Here is an 18810-nt window from a genome sequence, read left to right as displayed (position 1 = left end):
CATGAGGGGTCTGAGCCAGGAGGCGGAAAGCCTCAACTGGTTGATTTCGAATTTCGTCGAAAGGGTCCCCGGAGTCGCCCATACGATCGTGGTCTCCTCGGACGGGCTGCTGATCGCGGCCTCCGACGGGCTCACCCGGGACCGGGCGGACCAGCTCGCGGCGGTCGCCAGCGGACTGGCCAGCCTGACCCAGGGCTCGGCCCGGATCTTCGAGGGCGGCGCCGTCACCCAGACCGTGGTGGAGATGGCGCGCGGCTTCCTGTACGTGATGGCGATCAGCGACGGCTCGGTGATGGCGACGCTGGCCTCCACCGAGAGCGACATGGGTCTGATCGGCTACGAGATGACCATGCTCGTGGAGCGCACCGGGGAGGTGCTGACCCCGGCGCTGCGCGAGGAACTGCAAAACGCCCTGCCGCAGTGAGCGCGACGCGCGGCGAACGTCAGGCAGTGGATACGCCAGCGGCCGGCCGGAGTGCCGCGGGCGGCCGAGCGGAAGGCGGATCCGGATGCTGACACGGGGCTCGGGCAGCGAGGCCGGGTGTTCCGGCCCGGCGGGCTGAGGGAGGTGCAAGGTGGGTTCCGAAGGCGAGGCTTCTCCCTTCGTGCGCCCCTATGCCGTGACGGGCGGACGCACGCAGTCCCAGTCGTTGCTCGCGATGGAGGCGCTGGTGACGACGACCGCCCGGGGGTGGAACGTCATGCACACGCTCGTGCCCGAGTACGAGAACGTCTGCCGCCTTTGCTCCGAGTTCAAGTCGGTGGCCGAGATCGCCGCCCTGCTCAAGATGCCACTCGGGGTCACCGGAGTGATCATCGGGGACCTGGCGGAGGGCGGACTGGTGTCGGTGCAGGAGCCCGGCTCCCCGGACGGCCAGCCTGACCTGGCGCTATTGGAAAGGGTGCTCATTGGGCTTCGCAACCTCTGAACCGGAAGGGCGTCGCGGCGAGCGCCGCGGCGCCGTCACGCCGGTGAAGATCGTGATCGCCGGCGGTTTCGGGGCCGGGAAGACCACCTTCGTCGGGGCGGTCTCCGAGATCGTGCCGCTGACCACGGAGGCGGTCATGACCGCGGTGTCCGAGGGCGTGGACGACGTGCACGCCGTGCCGCAGAAGCGGACCACCACCGTGGCGATGGACTTCGGGCGGGTGACGCTGGACCAGGACCTGGTGCTCTACCTGTTCGGCACGCCCGGGCAGAGCCGGTTCTGGTTCATGTGGGACGACCTGTGCCAAGGCGCGATCGGCGCGATCGTGCTGGTGGACACCCGCCGGCTGGCGGACAGCTTCTCCGCGGTGGACTACTTCGAGGACTTCGGGTTGCCGTACATCATCGGCGTCAACCGCTTCGACGGGGTCCTCGCGCACGAGGTCTCGGACATCCGCGAGGCGCTGTCCGTCGCCGCGGACGTGCCGGTCGTGCCGCTCGACGCGCGCGACCGGGAATCCGTGAAGGCGGCGCTGATCCGGCTGGTGCAGCAGAGTGTCAGCTTCCGTTCCCGCTCGGCGAGCGGGAACTCGGCGGTGAGCAGCGGGATCGGCTGAGCGGGCGGGCACGAAGGCGTGCCCGCGCCAGGCCGCATCCGAATCGTCCCTCCGGTCGGCTTCGTGACATTACGGGGCCGATCGGTAAACTCACCCTATGCCCGAACCGGCCCACCGTCGTTCGAAGAGCCCTCATGTCGCCGACCCCGGGGGGAACCCGGGCAGGCGCGCGGTGCTGGCGGGCACCGTGGGTCTGGGCCTGGCCGGGGTGCTGGGCCGGTGGCACCAGGGCGGCCAGGACAGCTCGGCGCACCACCCGATCGCGCGGCCGGGCAGCGCCGCGCTGGTCAGCTTTCCGCCTGGCCTGTCCGGTCAGCAACTGGCCGGTCAGCGCGTGATCTTCTCGTATTCCGGGGTCACGCCGCCCGCGAGCCTGTTGTCCGACATCAGCGCCGGGCTGGTCGGCGGGGTGATCTTCTTCGGCGAGAACATCCAGAGCGAGAGCCAGATCGCCGGGGTGATCTCCCAGTTGCGGCAGGCCGCCGCCCGCGGACCGATCAAGCTGCCGCTGCTGCTGATGACGGACCAGGAGGGCGGCCTGGTGCGCCGGCTGCCCGGGGAGCCGACGCTCTCGGCCAAGCAGATGGGCCAGGCGGCCGACCCGGTGGCCGCGGCGAGTGCGGGCGGGACGGGGGCCGGGCGCAATCTGCGCGGCGTCGGCATGAACGTCAACCTGGCTCCCGTGCTCGACGTGTTCTACTCCGCGGGCGACTTCATCGACCAGTATCAGCGCTCTTTCAGCAATGATCCGGCCGCTGTCGCCGCGCTCGGCTCGGCGTTCATCAGCGCGCAGCAGGCGACCGGGGTCGCGGCCACGGCCAAGCACTTTCCCGGCCTCGGTTCGGCGACGACCTCGCAGAACACCGATCTGCAACCGGTGACGCTGAACGTCTCGCAGGCCCAGCTGCGCTCCACCGACGAGGTGCCCTATCCGGCGGCGATCAGCGCCGGCGTCATGCTGGTCATGTGCTCGTGGGCGCTTTACCCGGCGCTGGACCCGAACCTGCCCGCGGGCCTCTCGCCGACGATCGTGGGCGGCGAACTGCGCGGCCGCAACGGCTTCCGCGGGGTGACCATCACGGACGCGCTCGAGGCGGGCGCGCTGAGCGCATATGGCACCACGGCCCAGCGGACGGTGAAGGCCGCGGCCGCCGGAATGGACCTGATCCTGTGCTCGGCGCGTGACGTGGCCCAAGGGCAGAGCGCCCGCAACGCGCTCGCGACCGCGCTCGGCGACGGCACGCTCAAGTCGAGCGACTTCCACACCGCGACGCAGCGCATCGGCTGGCTGCGCGCCGCCCTGTTCTGACCCGTGCTGAGCCGCGCGGACGCGCACCGGGCCGCTGGCCCGTCGCTGCCGGCGCGGTTCGTCAGCCTGCTGCCGGCCGCGACCGGCCGCAGCCCTCGTCCCGCCTTGACCGGCGGGCGCGGGCGCGCGTATGTTCCTGAGCAGATCAATTCATCCACATGGCCGTCATTCACATACGTGAATCGTTGCCGTGGGGATGCCGGGTCCCGGCCGCATGCGCGCACGGCCGGGCCGCCGGTCGGGCCGCCGGTCGGGCCGTACGGACGGGACGAGGGACGGTAAGCCAGTGCACGACGAGACCAGCACGCCGGCGGCCGCACGAGCCGATCGGCTCACCGTCACCGCCATCACCGTCACGCCCGTCGCGGTGAAGGACCCCCCGCTGCTCAACGCTTCCGGCTGCCACCAGCCCTACGCGCTGCGCTCGATCATCGAGTTGCACACGGACGCCGGGATCACCGGCCTGTCCGAGGCATACGGCGACGACCCGACTCTCGACCTGCTCGGGCGCGCGGCCCGCGCGCTGACCGGGCTCGACGTCTTCGACATCAATGGCCTGACCCGCAGGGCGGCCGCGTCGCTCGGCTCGTTCACCGCCTCCAACCCCACCGAGCTGATCGGCCCCACCGGCGCGGACAAGACCGTCGCGCAGATCGTCGCCGCCTTCGAGGTGGCCTGCTTCGACGTGCAGGGCAAGGCGACCGGGCGGCGGGTGGCGGACCTGCTCGGCGGCGCGGTGCGCGAGCGGGTCGATTACAGCGGATACCTCTTCTACAAGTGGGCCGAGCATCCCGCCGGCGGCGGCTGCGACTTCGAACCCGACGGCTGGGGCGCGGCGCTCGACCCGGAGGGCATCGTCGCGCAGGCGCGGCGCATGGTGGACGAGTTCGGCTTCGGTTCCCTCAAGCTCAAGGGCGGCGTCTTCCCTCCGGAGCAGGAGGTCGAGGCGATCCGCGCGCTGCGCCGCGCTTTTCCGGACCATCCGCTGCGCATCGACCCCAACGCGAACTGGAGCGTGGCGACCAGCCTGAGCGTCGCCGAGCAGCTCGAAGGAGAGCTCGAATACCTGGAGGACCCGACGCCGGGTATCGCCGGCATGGCCGAGGTGGCGGCCGGGACCGCGCTACCGCTGGCGACCAATATGTGCGTGACGTCGTTCGCTGATATCCCGGAGGCGGTGCGCCGCGGCGCGGTCGGCGTCGTGCTCTCGGATCACCACTTCTGGGGCGGACTGCGCGCCTCGCAGCGCCTGGCCGGCCTGTGCGAGACCTTCGGCCTCGGGCTGTCGATGCACTCGAACACGCACCTGGGGATCAGTCTCGCCGCGATGACCCAGCTGGCCGCCGCGACCCCGAACCTGACCTACGCCCTGGACACGCATTCGCCGTGGCAGCGCGGTTTCGGCGGCGGCCCGCACGAGGCGCAGGACGTGGTGCGTCCCGGCGCTCTGCGGTTCGAGGGCGGCTCGCTGCGCGTGCCCGACGGCCCCGGTCTCGGCGTCGAACTCGACCGCGACGCGCTGGCCCGCCTGCACGAGCAGTACCTCACCTGCGGGATCCGCCGCCGCGACGACTTGACGCACATGCGACTGATGCACCCCGGCTGGAGCGGCCACCGCCCGCGGTTCTGACCTCCGACGGCGTCGGCAGGGTGCGCGTCGCCGCTCCATGATCCAAGCACTCAGGCGTCGTCCGGCAGGGGCTCGCCGGTCTCCAGCAACGTCTTCAGGCTCGCTACCACGTTCGGCCAGCCATAGCTGACCATCTCGGCCAGGCCCGATCCGGGCTCGAAGCCGTCGTGCACGACGGTGAGCTTCACCACCTGCCCGGCCTCCTCGATGGTGAAGGTGACCTTTGAGCGAGCCTCGCCGGACAGCCGGGCGAGCAGCTGCTCGTCCCAGCCGAAGCGCTCGGCGAGCTCCGCGGTGACGGCGTGCCAGGTGTAGGAGAGCCGACTGTAGGGTTCGGCCTCCAGCACGACCTGCTGCGGATCGTCGATGACCACGCCGTGGTTGTCCCAGGTCATCGGCGAGCCGACGGACCAGTCCGTGCTGAACGCCGTGGCCCAGTAGCGGCGGGTGAAGGCGGGCTCGGTCAGCGCCTGCCAGAGCTTTTGCGGGGTGGTGCGGATATAGGTGGTGTAGACGAAGGTCGGCGCGTCCATCGGGGTCTCCTCCAGGGCGAGTTTCAGGTCCGCCAGGGCTTGGACCCTGGCCCGGTCGTAGCGGCTGATCCACCGGTGGGCGATCTCGTGCACGGGCGCGGCGTTGAGGTAGTGCAGCTTCTCCCGGCCCCGCCGCACCGTGGTGACGAGCCCGGCCTCCTCCAACACCGCGAGGTGCTTGCTGACGGACTGCCTGGCCATCTCGAGTCCGGCGCACAGCTCGCGCAGCGTCTGCCCGTTGCGGGCGTTGAGCGAGTCGAGCAGCGCGCGCCGACTCGGATCGGCCAACGCTTTGAACACCTCGTCCACGGCCGTCCTCGTAGTACGGCTGCCGCCTGTCGATATGCAGCCTTTGGGCTGCCTTTAAGTTAGGCAGCCAGACGGCTGCCTGTCAAGGTCGGAGGCTGCCAAGGGCGTAGCCTGAATGACCGAAGGTCATCGGGCGGCACGGACACACACTCACCGCACCGCCGGGATGCGCCGGTTCATCGCCGAGCACGACTGGTTGACCGTCTACCACCTGCCGCCCTACATACCGCAGCTCAACCCGGTTGAGGGCATCTGGTCCCTGGTGCGGCGAGGGCCGCTCGCCGACCACGAGATCACGAGTTCAACCTGAGTGGCAGTGCTCGGTGCTCGTCGTGACATCAGGGATTTGATAGCTCCGTCGAGCTTGCGGCGGTCTCGCTTTGGCCCCCGCCGCCGCGGCCGATCCCTGCACGACGCTGCTGAAGGCGGCGACGGCTCGACCCTGACCTCCTGCGCCGCTGTGCCCCTGAGCTTCGCGCACCGCGCCGCCGTCCATGCGCAGCGCAACGGTTTCGCGGCACGGGCGGCCGATAGAACGGGAGTTCTTCGTCTTAGTCTTCGCCTAACCACCGCTGTGTCCACGGGGTTTCCCCAGCCCGCGCCGCCGTCGGCACCAGCCAATTCGGCTCCAGGTATCAGAAGTCTGCTTTTCGAATGACTTTCCTTGTGTGCGCTCACGACGCGAGAGGGATGCGAAGCGGCGGCGGTTCGGCCGGTGTGCAGGGTCGATGCGTGCTCCGAACTGTTACCGGATACCCTTGTCAGAAATGACTTGCCGGTTGACGACCGCGTTAAGGTATGCGAATTAGACAACCGAAAGGATTTGCCGGTGGCGCTTAAACGAGTGTGCGACATCACGGGCACGGACCGTGACGTGGAGATCTGTGATGTGACGATAGCCGGGCAGACGATCAAGCTCGATCTCGCCCCGGCCGGGGTGGAGAAGCTGCGCGAGTTCTTCGGCCCGGTGATCACCGCGCGGCATCCGACCGAGGACGCCGGGCACGAGCCGGAGCCCGCATCCGGTGAAACGCAGAATGCTGACGAGTCGGAGGAAGCGGAGTCGGAGAGCGAGGAGCCGGCGGAGTCGGCCGAGTGGGCGCAGCCCCAGGCGGCGCCGCGTCCGGCGCGGCACGGGCGGCGGCCCGCGTCGGTCAAGAGCGCGGTCAAGGGCGGCCGGGTGAAGGCGACGCCGCGGCGCGCGCCCAGGCCGGTCGTGCCTGGCACCTCCGAGATCCGGGAGTGGGCCCGCGCCAACGGCTTCGAGATCGGCGAGCGCGGCGCGATCCCCGGCCGGATCCGCTCGGCGTACACGCTGGCGCACGAGTAGCCGACGACGGATCAATCCGCTGCGACGGACTGCGGCCGCGATCCCCGGCACGGTGACCGGGGAGCGCGGCCGCGTCGTGTCCGCCGGCTCCGGGCGTCCTGCGGTGTTTCGCGGCGGCAGTACGTCGAGGCGAGGGGCCCCGCTCGTTCGGCTGTTGTCCGACGGACCGCGGCGCGGATCCGTTACGGCAGGCTCCACTGCTGGTTCGCCGAGTCCGCGCAGGTCCAGATCTCAACCTGGGTGCCGGAACCGCCCCAGCCGGTGTCGTCGAGGCACTTGCCCGAGTTCGGGTTCACATATTCGCCGTTTGACTGGTGCACCCAGGTCTGTGCTCCGGTGCCGTTGCAGTCGTACAGGTCGACCTGGGTGCCGTCGGCGGTGCCGGCCGCGTAAACGTCCAGACACTTGCCGAGCACCTGCAGCTGGTTGCCGGACGTGAGCGTCCAGCTCTGCGCGTTGGTGCCGTTACAGGTGTACACCTGGACCGGGTTGTAGTTCGCGGTGCTGGCGCTGCGGTCGTCCAGGCACAGGCCCTGATAACCCGTGATCGCGCCGGGACCGGCGGATCCGCCACCGCCACCGCCGCCGCCGGAGCTGCCGCCGGTGATCTGGTTGAAGATGCGCGAGTAGGCGTAACCGGTCGGCTTGTCGTAGCCGTCGACCTCCCAGAACGCCAGCTCGGCCACGCCGTTGGACGCGGCGAAGCTCTCCAGGCTCTGCGCGTCGCTCTGCGAGAAGTACGCGCCGTCGTCATTGGTGCCCGCGATGGGGGTCAGGCCCATCTTCGCGTACGCCGCCGAGGTGGAGATGCCGTACAGGCCGGCGAGCTGGCCGGCGGTGTTGCGCGCGGCCGACTCGGCGTCGCCGAGCACCGGCTGGCCGTCGTAGAAGTCCATCGTCATGATGTTGACGATGCTGACGTTGACGCCGTTGCTCTGTGCGTCCTGCAGCAGCGCGTATTGCGAGCCGCTGCCGGTGGGCAGGCCGCCTGGCGCGACGCCGAGGGTGAAGTCCACCTGCACCGCCGGGTTCTGCCGCTGTAGCGCGGCCAGCGCCTGGTCCCGGCGCGAGGTGGCGGCCGTGTCGCTCAGGGTGCTGCCTTCGATGTCGAAGTCGAGCCGGGTCGCGCCGGTGGTGTTGACGATGTTCGCGTACGCGGCGGTCAGCGAGGAGACGCTGGTGCAGGTCTGCGCCAGCTCGCCGCCGGACGCCCCGCCGGAGGAGACGATGACCTGGCCGCCGGCTGCCTGCAGGGAACTGATCTGGGAGTTGAAGGTGCCCAGCGAGTAGTTTCCGTCCTCCCACATCGGCGTGCAGCCGGACTGCGGGATCAGGAAGGCCAGCGTGTAGTACTTGAGCCCGGTCGCGCTCATGTCGGCGCTCATGTCGCCGACGTCGCCGGTGCTCACTTGCAGGTAGGGGGCGGCGAAATGGGCCGGCAGGGACGCTCCGGCCGCCTCGGCGGCCCCGGTGAAGGACAGCAGCGCGCCGCCCGCCGCCACCACGGGCAGCGCGGCGAGGACCGCTTTGGTGCGAGTCAGTCGCATGACAGGTCTCTTCTGCGGAGGGTGAGGTGAGTATGGGTACGGAGAGGGAAGCGAGCTCCCTGTCCTGTGTGCATCCAGAGACCGCCGCGCCGAACGGCTGGAACCAGGCCGCCTCCCCGATGGGACACGCAGCGCCGAACTGGCGCGCGCGACGGGTCCGCGGCTTATTTCGCGCTTTGATTAAACTGTTAAACCAGATGGGCGTCAAGACAAACGGACGTCAAGACAAGACGCGGGGCGGGGCGAGACCGTGGTCTCGCCCCGCCCCTTGCCGCCTAACGCCGGCGACCGAGCGGCTGGAACGTCAGGAGACGTTCAGCGCGTTGTCGTCGAGCACGAAGGAGGTCTGCAGCGAGGAGTCCTCGCTGCCGGTGAACTTCAGGGTGACGCTCTGGCCGATGTACGAGGCCAGGCTGAAGCTGTGCTGGGTGTAGCCGGAGTTGTGGTTGAGGTTCGAGTACGTGGCCAGCGTGCTCAACACGGAGCCGGAGCTGTTGAGGACCTGCACCTTGAGCGTGTCGTACGCGGTCGAGGTCGTGGTCTCCGAGGTGTCGATGTGCAGGAAGAACGAGAAGCTCGCGCTCTTGCACGAAGAGGGGATCGAAACGGACTGCGCCGCGCTGTCGGTGTGCGTGCTGCCGTAGCCGTCCATCCAGGCGTCCCAGCTGCCGCTGTGCGCCGGCTCGGAGCTGCTGCTGTTGAGCACCCCCGCGGTCAGCGACCACGGACTGGCCGAGCCGGTCTCGAAGCCGGGGTTGCGGATCAGCTGCGCCGCGGTGCAGCCGCCGGTGCCGCCGGAACTGCCGACCGCCCAGCTGAACGAGGCGGAGCCGGAGGCGCCGGTGCTGTCGGTGGCGGTCACCGTGGTGCTGTAGTTCGTCGCGGTGGTCGGCGTGCCGGAGATCAGGCCGCTGCCGGAGTTGATCGACAGGCCGGCGGGCAGGCCGCTGGCGCTGTAGGTCAGGCTCGCGCCGCCGGAGTCCGAGGCGCTGATCTGCAGCGAGACCGGGGTTCCGACCGTCGAGCTCTGCGAACCGGGGTTGCTGACCGAGACGGTGTTGCCGGAGCCGCCGTGGGTGAGGATCGCGTGCGAGATCGCGCAGTTGTTGGTGTCGTTGGACCAGCTGGCCTGCTCGGCGTAGGTGCCGAAGGAGCCGAAGGTGATGTTCGCGGCGCCGCCGGAGGTGCCGGGGCTGAGCCAGGCGCACTCGTCCGAGTTCTCCTGGCCGTTGTACGAGCCGCCGGTCTGGTTGGTCCAGCCGCCCGCCGGGTTCTGGTCCGACATCATCTCGTGCCACTCGTGGCCGAGGGTCATCGTCCAGCCGTCCAGGGTTCCGGGCGAGTTGACGAAGCCCACGCCGCAGCCCGCGCCGGAGTCCATGTTGTACGGCTGGTTGCTGAAGGCGATGTCCCCGTACGGAGAGGAGACCGCGCCACCTGTCAGGGTGCTGTCGCCGTTGTAGTCGTGCCACGCGCAGTACTGGCCCTGGTAGCTGTCAGGGTTCGTGCCGTGCGGGGAGAGGATCACGTAGTACGCGTAGCGGTTCGAGGAGGCCGAGGTGTTGCCGAAGTGCGCCGCGGCGTTCACCGCCTCCTGGCCCAGCTGGTGGCCGCTGGCCGCGCTCGGCGAGGCGCCGGAGTTGTCGTACCAGACGCCGGCCAGCACGCCGCCGCTCTGGTAGGGCACGAAGCTGGCGTTGCTCGGGCAGCTGGTCGCGCCGGACGAGACGTTCGGGCCGTCGCACCACTGAGTGAGGTCGGCGGACCACAGCTCGCCGCCGGTGCCGATGCCCTTGAACATCTGCTGCGCGGCGCCCGCCGCGCCGTCCGCGTCGCCGCTGAACTTCAGGTTGCCGTTGGAGTCCGTGCTGGAGCTGCCCCACTGGTTTCCGTAGAAGACCAGGTACACCTTGGAGTGGCCGCTCTGCACGCCGATGCCGTCGATGCCGCCGCCGTAGGACAGCGTCTCGGGGCCGGTGGCCGTGGTCGCCGCGGGGTGCGTGGCCTGATACTGCTTCATCTTGGCCAGCTGCCCGATGGTCGGCAGGACGCCGTGGCGGTACGGGTGCTGATAGGCGGGGGAGTACGGATTGGCCACCGCGGAAGCGGAGGCGGGGCTCGAGGTCGCGGCCGACGCGGCCGGGGCGAGCGCGGTCACCGTCATTCCGGTGGCCAGGGCGAAGCCGGCTGCAGCGGCCAGCGTGACTCTCAGGCTGCGGCGGTGCGTAGCGGCCTGCGGTGGGTGGGTCACCTGCATATCCCCTTATCTCGGGTGGCGGCGGCGCATGTGGGTGCGTCCGGCCGCACGGGAGTCCGGGCACGCGTCGCCGGGGCTGCGGGATCACCGCATGACCCTGGGACCCGGCCCGATCGGTTTGGCGCGTGCCAACGTCGGAGGAACACTCGGGGAGGACGGAAGTGACGTGTGGGTGTGGTGCAGTCGGGCCCGATCCGACCGCTTGGCGTGCGCCGCCGCCCCGTTCGGGAGGATCCCTGCGGGGCGGTCGTCGGTAGAAATCAGTGCTCGTGGGTGGGTATGGCCGCGACGACCGCCGCGACCGGCTTAGCCGGGCACTGAGGTGGAAATTAGCGCCGCGCCATGTGCCGGTCAACGATACCTGACGAAACAGGCGTTCCTTTTACCTTCGGTCCCAGACCACTGGTTTCCAGCGGATTTCCGCACGGTCATCGCGGCGCGGCGCCGACGTCGACTGCGCGTGGGGCTGTGATCGCCGTACGTGCACCCGGGCAACGACTTTGTCAGGTCTTTGCCAAGACGCGGCGAACTATTGGTGAATTACGCATTGCCGGGAGCCGCAGCCAGACCTTTGATAGGCCGCGAGGCCATCGCCTCAGTGTTCCACGTCTTCCGACAAGGAGAGAAGACTCATGCGCCACCGCATATCCACCGGCGCCGTCGGGCTGGCCGCCACCGCGGCAGCCCTCGCCGCCTTCGCGGTTCCGGCCCAGGCAGCCACCTCCACCGGCCACAAGGCCGCGCTCGTCGCGAGCGCGCACCAGCATGTCGCCGCCAAGGCGGCCAGCGGCAGCGGCCTGCTGGCGTACGGCGGGGGGACCGTCGTGACCAGCCCGAAGATCTACATCGTGTACTGGGGCAACCAGTGGGGCACCGGTTCGACGGTGACCAGTGACCCTTCGCGCGAGGCGGCCCTGCAGCTGTCGTTCTTCCAGCACGCCTACGGCAGCGGCGACACCTACTTCACCTCGCAGACGCAGTACTGCGAGGGCGTGTCCGTCGGCACCACGCAGTGCGGCAGTTCCGGCACCCACGTCGGGCACCCCTCCAGCAACCCGGTCGCCGGCACCTGGCTGGACAGCGCGTCCTCGGCGCCGAAGCGGCCCTCCGACTCGCAGTTGGCGGCCGAGGCCAAGCGTGCCGCGTCCCACTTCGGCGTGTCCGGTGACAACATCCAGATCATCGTGGACTCGCCGCACGGCGTGGTGCCCTCCGGCTTCAAGACCCAGTACTGCGCCTGGCACGACGTGACCGCCAGTTCCAGCGGCGCCGACGTGCCCTACACCAACTTCCCGTACATCACCGACGCCGGCTCGGGCTGCGGCGCCAACTTCGTCGCGACGAGCAACGGCGTGAGCGGCTCGACCGAGGGCGTCACGATCGTCGGCGGCCACGAGTACGCCGAGACGCTCACCGACCCGCAGGCGGGCAGCGGCTGGCTGGACAACGCCGGCTACGAGACCGGTGACAAGTGCGCCTGGATCTCCAGCGGACAGGGCAAGTCCGCGATCATCGGCATGAACGGCGCGTACTTCGCCGTGCAGTCGGAGTTCAGCAACAACTACAACGGCGGCGCCGGCAACTGCGTGACCTACTACACCAGCGCGACCAACCAGCACTGACGATCCGCCCGGTTCGATCCACACAGCGTGTGCCGCCGGCCCGCAGTACCGGGCCGGCGGCACACGTCGCCGCCCGGCGCCTTTAGACGCCGGTAGAAAGCTCAGGAACCTCATATGGCGAATCGTCAACCCCGCATCGGCGCGGCGGCTGCAAGGTTCTGTTCGTTGCTGCTGTTCGCATGCGGCACGCTCGCCGCGGCCGGATGTTCGAGCTCTGCTACGCCATCCGCGGCCGTGTCGAGTGCCCCTTCATGTAAGGCGCCTGAAGCACCGACCCTGCCACACGCCGCCGGCAGCCTGAGCGAGAGCGATTCAGGGTCCTTCTGCCTCGCGCCGGGACAGATCCTGGACGTCTTCCTCACCGCGCCGGCGAACGCCGCGGCCGGAACCCGCTGGGCACGGATCGCGGTCGGTGACAGCGCGGTGGTCGGCTACGGGAACTCGGGAGTGTTCACACCCCCGGTGAACGTCACTCCGGGCGTGTTCGTCGGCGCGCATCCCGGGTCCACGACATTGGCCAGTTCCCTTCCGGACGGAACGAAGTGGCAGGTGACTATCGTCGTGCGGTAGCGCGCAGCGGCGGACAGCACCGCGCGCGCCAGCGCCTCTGAGGCATCCGGTGGCGCCCGGGCGGGGCGCTTCGCGGTCTCCGGGAGGCGGTTTCCGCACGCACGTAGGGGGCACTCGGCGCTGATCAGGGTGATACCGCCGGTCTCGGTGCGCAGCCACCGCGACCGAGGATCGACAGGAGGTTAGCGACATGCCGGGACGCCGGGAACTGCCGTCGACGCTGCGCCGCTCTCCGGCGAAGGCGCAGCGCACCTGGATCGAGGCGCATGACAGCGCCGTCGATCAGTACGGCGAGGGCGAGCGCGCGCACCGCGTCGCCTTCGGGGCGCTCAAGCACTCCTTCGAGAAGGTGGGCGACCACTGGGAGCAGAAGGAGGGCGGCCGCAAGGGACCGTCCGATCCGCGGTCGGCCAGGCCGCGCCGGGCCGGCGGCCGCAGCGGCGAGGGAGTGGACGAGCACGCCAGCAAGCGGCACCTCTACGACATCGCCAAGAAGCTCGACATCTCCGGCCGTTCCACGATGCGCCGCGGTGAGCTGCTTGACGCGATCCGCAAGGCCAACCGGGGCGAGACACGCGCGAAGCAGCCGAGTTCGCGTTGACCGGGACAGCCGCAGCCGCAGCCGCAGCCGCAGCCGCGGACGCCGACGCCGAGCCCACCGAGGCCGACCCCACCGACGGCGAAGCGCAGCCGAAGCCGGAGGTGGTCGTCTTCGGTCAGGCCGGGCGGGACCTGGTGCTGCCCGTGGACGAACTACCGCAGCCGGGCACGTCCGCGGTCGTGCATACGCATCGCGAAGTGCTCGGGGGAAAGGGCGCGAACCAGGCGGTGTCCTTCGCGCGGCTCGGCGTACCGGTGGCGCTGGTCGCGGTGCTCGGCGACGACCGGGCCGGCGACGAGGTGCTGGCGCAGGCGCGCGCCGACGGCATCGACGTCTCCTGCGTCGTGCGGCGCACCGGCACCGCCACCGGACTGATCGTCGAGGTCCTGGACTGTGAGCACCGCTGGCGCTACCTGGAAGACCTGCCCGAGGCGGTGCGGCTGACCCGGACCGACGTCGAGGCCGCGGCCCGCCTGCTGACGGGCGCGGACTCGGCCGTGATCCAGCTTCAGCAGCCCGCCGCGGCCTGCCTCGCCGCCGCCGCGCTGGCCCGCGCGTCCGGTTGCCGGGTCGTCCTCGACGGTGCGCCACGTCCCGAGCACCGCAGGGCCCTGCTGCGAAACGCGCACGTGCTGCGCGCGGACGCCCACGAGGCCGAGCTGCTTACCGGCCGCCAGATCCACGGCGTGGAAGACGCCGTGCGCGCGGCCGGCGATCTGGTGGACGCCGCCGGCGGCCCAGAACTGGTGGCGCTCGCCGTCGAAGGTGAGGGCAACCTGTTCGCCTGGGAGGGCGGCCACGTCTTCTACCCCCTCGACGACACCGACACGATGGACACGACCGGCGCCGGTGACTCCTTCGTCGCCGCCCTGACCAGCGCCCTCGCGTTCGGTGAACCGCCGCAGGAGGCGGGGCGCTGGGCGGTGGCCGCGTCCGGGCTCACCGTGCAGCACAGCGGCGGCCGCCCGCGGATGACCGCCGAGACGCTGCAAGCGCGGCTGGCCATGCTGCCCGTCGTCTCGCCCGTCACCCGATGACGCGGACACTCCGGCACGCGCCGCCGCGGGCGCGGCCGGAGGGCGGATACACCGCCGCAAGCCCCCGGCGCGCTCCGCCTCTGACGACGAGATTGGGTAACGTTCTGATCGAACACTGACGGATTTCCGGCGCGGCACACCAGTACGGCCGGGTATACCGCCCGGCGTGTGCCAAGCACCTTTTAGAGGGAGCCAGCGTGAACGGTGCGCAGTTGATCGTCGACGCCTTCGGTCGCGTCCAGGAGGTCGTCCACAGGGCCGCCGAGGGCCTGACCGCGCAGCAACTCGCGCACCGGCTCGACCCGGACGCGAACTCGATCGGCTGGCTGCTGTGGCACTTGACCCGGGTCCAGGACGATCACGTCGCGCACGCCCTCGACGTCGAGCAGGCATGGACCGCGCAGGGCTGGCACGAGCGCTTCGACCTGCCGTTCAAACCGAACGCGATCGGATACGGCCACAAGTCCGAGGACGTGGCGGCGGTGCGGATCGAGTCCGCGCAACTGCTGACCGGCTACTACGACGCGGTGTACGCGCAGACGATCGAGCAGGTGCGCGGCCTGGCCGACCGGGACTTCGACCGCATCGTGGACGAGTCCTGGGATCCGCCGGTGAGCCTCGGCGTCCGACTTGTCAGCGTCGTCTCCGACACCCTGCAGCACGCCGGCCAGGCCGCCTTCATCCGTGGGGTGCTGGAGCGGCGCCCCTGACGGTTCGAAGGGGTGGTTTGATCGGCCGCCGAGAGGTGACGCGGGGAGCCTGACGTCTCTGATAGGGCACGTGAGGAGAACGCGGTGAACCTGAGCAAGGCGGCTTACAAACCTCTCAGCATGGCCATCGGCATGGGCGGCGGCATGGTGGCCGGCGCGGTGTTCAAGCGGGTGTGGCGGCTGGTCGACCACCAGCGCGAGGCCCCGGAACCCACCGACGAGGATCGCGGCTGGCGCGAGGTGCTGGTCGCCTCCGCGCTGCAGGGCACGATCTTCGCCCTGGTCCGGGCCGCGGTGGACCGTGGCGGCGCGGCCGGTGTGCGCCGCTTGACCGGTACCTGGCCGGCGTGACCGCCGGTGCCGGGTTCCACGTCGTCATCGCCCGCGATACCGCGGCGCCGGCAGCCGGTCAGCCGATGATCGATCTCGCGGCAGCCGGTGCGGCCACCACCGGTAACGGGGACGCCGCCGCGCGGCGTGCATTTTGAAAACGCTCCCACGCACACCTGTTTGGTTCCGCGTGAAGTGGTTATCCGAGCGGCGGAAGGCACGGCGCAATACAAGAGATCCGATCACGCACGTGATCAAAGGAGTGAGAACTCAGATGGGTGTCGTTCTGCTCGTTCTGCTGCTGGCGCTGATTCTCGGCGGCCTCGGCTTTGCGGTCCACGTGCTGTGGTGGATCGCGCTGATCGTCTTCGTCGCCTGGCTGGTGGGCTTCGGCTTCCGGGGCGGCGAGATGTCCGGTGGCCGCCGCCGCTGGTACGGGCGCTGGTAATCAAACCTGCTGTAGGGAAAACGCGGCCGGTCCGGTCTTCCGGGTCGGCCGTTCCCGCGCGCCCGCGCACAATTTTCGAAATGCATTCCGGTATGCGGCGGATTTCCGGACGGCCGCTCGGCGCTCGGCGCCCGAGCCGCGATAATGAGCGCTGCTTCCCGGACGGGCGCCGCGCGTCCGCGTCCGCGCCTGGATACCAGAGCCCGGATTGCCTGGTTTGGCCGTCGCGGCGCTCGGGTAGCCGCGCGGGACCGCGAACCGTGCGGTGCCCGCGTCTGTCCCATTTTCATCCCGACCAACCGGACGGAGTGACTCTCATGACCAAGGACCTCACCGGTCGCCGCATCGCCTTCCTCGTCGCGGACGAGGGCACCGAGCGGGTCGAGTTGCGCGATCCGTGGCAGGCGGCGCTCGACGCCGGGGCGACTCCCGTGCTGGTTTCCCCGAGACCCGGCAAGGTCGATCTGTTCGACCATCTCGACCGGGCCGCGCAGTGGGACGTGGACGAGCCGCTCTCGGCCGCCGATCCCGACCGGTTCGACGCGCTCGTGCTGCCCGGCGGGGTGGCGAACCCGGACAAGCTGCGCACCGTGCCGGAGGCCGTCGCCTTCGTGCGCAGGTTCGTCGAGGCCGGCAAGCCGGTGGCGGCGATCTGCCACGGCCCCTGGACGCTGATCGAGACCGGCACCCTCGACGGGCGCACCCTCACCTCGTGGCCGAGCCTCCAGACCGACCTGCGCAACGCGGGCGCGACCTGGGTGGACCAGGAGGTGGTGGTCTGCACGAGCCGGCCCAGCAGCCTCGTGACCAGCCGCAAACCGGACGACCTGAAGGCGTTCTGTGAGGCGTACCTCGAGCGCATCCCGTAGGCCCCGAGCACAGCGGCGCGGTCATTCTGTGGTGTTCGGCGAATTCGGCGCGCGCGCACGACCGGGGCCGGTGGCGATCTCCCGCCACCGGCCCCGGTCGTGTCGTGTTGCGCTCGCTCGCCGGCTCGGCCGCCGGTCAGCGATCCGCCGCCGGTCAGTGATCCTCGGAGCTCTTCTTGACCGCGTCGCGGGCGCGGTCGAGCATCGCCGCGAACGGGCCGGCCGCCTTCACCATGGCGGGAGAGCCTGCGGCGCTCGGGTGCGGATGCGTCGGGGCCGCCTTCTCGGCCCGCAGCAGCCGGTCACCCAGCCGCTTGAGCTCGGCCTCGGTGCGCTGCGCCAGCAGGGTCGGGAACTCCTCGTTCTCCTCGTGCTCGGCGTGGTCGGATACCGCCTGCTCGAAACGGTAGAACTCCGCGTCGAACTCGGCGCTGTGCACGTCCATGCCTTCGAGACGCGCCAGGACGTGCGTCGCCTCGTCCTCCTCGTGGTTGCGCGCGTCCGTGACCTCCTTGCCCGCGGTGTCCTTCGACACGGGCCGCAGGATCATTTCCTCGCCGACCTCGTGTACCGCCAGCAGTTCGCGCAGTTCGTCGAAGTTGCGCTGCTTCTGATCGCCGGTAGACGCCTTGACGGCGATGAACAACTCGCGGATACGGGCGTGCTGTTCGAGCAGGAGTCCGACGATGTTGCCCTCGGGCAGCCTCGCGGCTTCCATGCGCTCCCTCTCTGCGTGCTTCATAGTGCTCCCTCTCTGGTGGGGTACTCGCGACCCGCCGGGTACCCGGCCTTGATGGATCAAACGGTCCGAAGCGGTGGATGAGATGAAATGACGGATTGGCCTGTTTGTGCCGCATCGCGGTGGGCAGCCGGGCGGCTGACGAAGCACAAACCGACGAAAGCAACCACCCCGAAGGGACGTGAGCATGAGGGCTTTGGTGTACAAGGGCGAACGGCAGGTCGCGGTCGAGCAGGTGCCCGACGCGCGGATCGAAGCGCCCACGGACGTCCTGGTCCGCATCACGGCCACCAACATCTGCGGCTCGGACCTGCACATGTACGAGGGCCGCACGAGCGTGGAGGAGGGAAAGATCCTCGGCCACGAGAACCTGGGACAGGTGATCGAGGTCGGGTCGGCGGTCGTGCGGATCAAGGTCGGCGACTGGGTGTGTCTGCCTTTCAACATCGCCTGCGGCTTCTGCCGCAACTGTGAGCGCGGCCTGACCGGCTTCTGCCTGACGGTGAACCCCGGCATGGCCGGCGGCGCCTACGGATACGCCGAGATGGGGCCGTACAACGGCGGCCAGGCCGAACTGCTGCGGGTGCCGTTCGGCGACTTCAACTGCCTGCGCCTGCCCGAGGACGCGCAGGAACGCCAGGACGACTACGTGATGCTCGCGGACATCTTCCCGACCGGCTACCACGCGACCGAGCTGGCGCGGGTGAGCCCCGGCGATTCGGTGGCGATCTTCGGTGCGGGCCCGGTCGGGCTGATGGCCGCCTACTCGGCCTCGCTGCGCGGCGCGGCGCAGATCCTGCTGGTCGACCACCAGCGCGACCGGCTGCGGCTGGCCGAGAAGATCGGCGCCGTGCCGGTCGACGCGAACGAGGGCGACCCGGTCGAGCGGATCATGGAGCTGACCGGCGGTCGCGGCGCGGACAAGGGCTGCGACTGCGTCGGCTGGCAGGCGCACGACCCGAGCGGCGACGAGCACCCGGACATGGTGATCAACAATGTGGTGCGCTCGGTGCGCGCCACCGGCACGATCGGCGTGGTCGGCGTTTACGTGCCGAGCGACCCGCATTCGCCGGACGAACTGGGCAGGCAGGGCCGGGTCGCGTTCGACCTGGGCACCTTCTTCCAGAAGGGCCTGACGATGGGCAGCGGTCAGGCGAACGTGAAGGCGTACAACCGGCAGTTGCGCGACCTGATCCACGCCGGGCGCGCGGAGCCGTCGTTCCTGGTCTCGCACCACGTCGGCCTCGACGACGCCCCGGACGCCTACCGGCACTTCGATCACCGCGACGAGGGCTGGACGAAGGTGGTGCTGCACCCGTGACCGCGGGAGGCGGCTGACAGGCGGCTGACAGGGAACTGTCATCAGAGCGCCGACAGGCAGCTGATTCAGGTGACCGGCATCGGCCGGACCGCACCGCTCGGTC

20 protein-coding genes and 1 pseudogene are annotated in these 18810 nt (G+C 70.0%); 17 read left to right on the top strand and 4 right to left on the bottom strand.

Annotated features, from left to right (window positions below; genetic code table 11):
- The first annotated feature begins 1 nt into the window (after position 1).
- The 5 genes from KGA66_RS00285 (at position 2) to KGA66_RS00265 (ending at position 4484) form a co-directional block, all read left to right on the top strand.
- A complete protein-coding gene (locus KGA66_RS00285; RefSeq protein WP_246506770.1) occupies positions 2–424 on the top strand; it encodes a roadblock/LC7 domain-containing protein in 423 nt (140 codons plus the stop codon).
- Positions 425–575: 151 nt separating this feature from the next.
- A complete protein-coding gene (locus tag KGA66_RS00280; protein WP_211463168.1) occupies positions 576–929 on the top strand; it encodes a DUF742 domain-containing protein in 354 nt (117 codons plus the stop codon).
- Positions 910–1545, top strand: coding sequence for a GTP-binding protein (locus KGA66_RS00275; protein WP_246506769.1), 636 nt, complete (start codon positions 910–912; stop codon positions 1543–1545). Before KGA66_RS00280 ends, KGA66_RS00275 begins: the two co-directional genes overlap by 20 nt.
- A 97-nt stretch (positions 1546–1642) precedes the next feature.
- Positions 1643–2854: a glycoside hydrolase family 3 N-terminal domain-containing protein gene (locus KGA66_RS00270; protein WP_211463166.1), complete on the top strand. Its 1212-nt coding sequence runs from the start codon at positions 1643–1645 to the stop codon at positions 2852–2854.
- Positions 2855–3140: 286 nt separating this feature from the next.
- Positions 3141–4484: a glucarate dehydratase family protein gene (locus tag KGA66_RS00265; RefSeq protein ID WP_312886649.1), complete on the top strand. Its 1344-nt coding sequence runs from the start codon at positions 3141–3143 to the stop codon at positions 4482–4484.
- A 50-nt stretch (positions 4485–4534) separates the two neighbouring features.
- On the opposite strand, the gene KGA66_RS31315 is transcribed toward KGA66_RS00265, so the two are convergent.
- Complete coding sequence (locus KGA66_RS31315; protein WP_211463162.1) at positions 4535–5326, bottom strand: ArsR/SmtB family transcription factor; 792 nt, start codon at positions 5324–5326, stop codon at positions 4535–4537.
- Between the two features lie 145 nt (positions 5327–5471).
- Between KGA66_RS31315 and KGA66_RS00255 the strand changes: the two are divergent.
- Both KGA66_RS00255 and KGA66_RS00250 read left to right on the top strand, forming a co-directional pair.
- Positions 5472–5597: pseudogene (locus KGA66_RS00255) on the top strand (transposase); the annotation flags it as partial.
- A 558-nt stretch (positions 5598–6155) separates the two neighbouring features.
- Positions 6156–6656 (top strand): Lsr2 family DNA-binding protein, encoded by a 501-nt coding sequence (locus KGA66_RS00250; RefSeq protein ID WP_211463158.1) that lies wholly within the window; start codon positions 6156–6158, stop codon positions 6654–6656.
- Between the two features lie 182 nt (positions 6657–6838).
- Here the strand turns inward: KGA66_RS00250 and KGA66_RS00245 are convergent, their stop codons facing one another.
- Together KGA66_RS00245 and KGA66_RS00240 are read right to left on the bottom strand one after the other, a co-directional pair.
- Positions 6839–8203: a ricin-type beta-trefoil lectin domain protein gene (locus KGA66_RS00245; protein ID WP_211463156.1), complete on the bottom strand. Its 1365-nt coding sequence runs from the start codon at positions 8201–8203 to the stop codon at positions 6839–6841.
- Between the two features lie 304 nt (positions 8204–8507).
- Positions 8508–10454: a putative Ig domain-containing protein gene (locus KGA66_RS00240; protein ID WP_312886648.1), complete on the bottom strand. Its 1947-nt coding sequence runs from the start codon at positions 10452–10454 to the stop codon at positions 8508–8510.
- Between the two features lie 638 nt (positions 10455–11092).
- Here KGA66_RS00240 and KGA66_RS00235 point away from each other — a divergent pair.
- From KGA66_RS00235 to KGA66_RS00195, 9 genes are all read left to right on the top strand, one after another.
- Positions 11093–12082 (top strand): hypothetical protein, encoded by a 990-nt coding sequence (locus tag KGA66_RS00235; RefSeq protein ID WP_211463154.1) that lies wholly within the window; start codon positions 11093–11095, stop codon positions 12080–12082.
- A gap of 234 nt (positions 12083–12316) precedes the next feature.
- On the top strand, positions 12317–12652 hold the full coding sequence (locus KGA66_RS00230) for a hypothetical protein (protein ID WP_211463152.1): 336 nt from the start codon (positions 12317–12319) through the stop codon (positions 12650–12652).
- Positions 12653–12842: 190 nt separating this feature from the next.
- Entirely contained in the window at positions 12843–13253 is a 411-nt protein-coding gene (locus KGA66_RS00225; RefSeq protein ID WP_211463150.1) for a ChaB family protein, read from the top strand.
- Positions 13250–14290: a PfkB family carbohydrate kinase gene (locus tag KGA66_RS00220; RefSeq protein WP_211463148.1), complete on the top strand. Its 1041-nt coding sequence runs from the start codon at positions 13250–13252 to the stop codon at positions 14288–14290. Before KGA66_RS00225 ends, KGA66_RS00220 begins: the two co-directional genes overlap by 4 nt.
- A gap of 197 nt (positions 14291–14487) precedes the next feature.
- Positions 14488–15000, top strand: a complete 513-nt coding sequence (locus KGA66_RS00215) for a mycothiol transferase (protein ID WP_211463147.1) — start codon at positions 14488–14490, stop codon at positions 14998–15000.
- A gap of 84 nt (positions 15001–15084) precedes the next feature.
- On the top strand, positions 15085–15351 hold the full coding sequence (locus tag KGA66_RS00210) for a DUF4235 domain-containing protein (protein WP_211463146.1): 267 nt from the start codon (positions 15085–15087) through the stop codon (positions 15349–15351).
- The gene (locus KGA66_RS00205) at positions 15348–15488 is read left to right on the top strand and encodes a hypothetical protein (RefSeq protein ID WP_211463145.1); all 141 of its coding nucleotides are present in this window, start codon (positions 15348–15350) and stop codon (positions 15486–15488) included. Before KGA66_RS00210 ends, KGA66_RS00205 begins: the two co-directional genes overlap by 4 nt.
- A 116-nt stretch (positions 15489–15604) precedes the next feature.
- Positions 15605–15778, top strand: a complete 174-nt coding sequence (locus KGA66_RS00200) for a hydrophobic protein (RefSeq protein WP_211463144.1) — start codon at positions 15605–15607, stop codon at positions 15776–15778.
- A 317-nt stretch (positions 15779–16095) separates the two neighbouring features.
- Positions 16096–16647: a type 1 glutamine amidotransferase domain-containing protein gene (locus tag KGA66_RS00195; protein WP_211463143.1), complete on the top strand. Its 552-nt coding sequence runs from the start codon at positions 16096–16098 to the stop codon at positions 16645–16647.
- Positions 16648–16801: 154 nt separating this feature from the next.
- Here the strand turns inward: KGA66_RS00195 and KGA66_RS00190 are convergent, their stop codons facing one another.
- Positions 16802–17389 carry a hemerythrin domain-containing protein gene (locus KGA66_RS00190; protein ID WP_211463142.1) on the bottom strand — a complete coding sequence of 196 codons (588 nt, stop codon included), beginning with the start codon at positions 17387–17389 and terminating at the stop codon, positions 16802–16804.
- A gap of 184 nt (positions 17390–17573) precedes the next feature.
- Between KGA66_RS00190 and KGA66_RS00185 the strand changes: the two genes are divergently transcribed.
- The gene (locus KGA66_RS00185; RefSeq protein ID WP_211463141.1) at positions 17574–18707 is read left to right on the top strand and encodes a glutathione-independent formaldehyde dehydrogenase; all 1134 of its coding nucleotides are present in this window, start codon (positions 17574–17576) and stop codon (positions 18705–18707) included.
- Positions 18708–18810: the final 103 nt, after the last annotated feature.

It is taken from the genome of Actinocrinis puniceicyclus (assembly GCF_018283645.1).
In the GTDB taxonomy this organism is placed as follows: Bacteria; Actinomycetota; Actinomycetes; order Streptomycetales; family Catenulisporaceae; genus Actinocrinis; species Actinocrinis puniceicyclus.
This window is presented reverse-complemented; position numbering and strand designations above follow the sequence as displayed.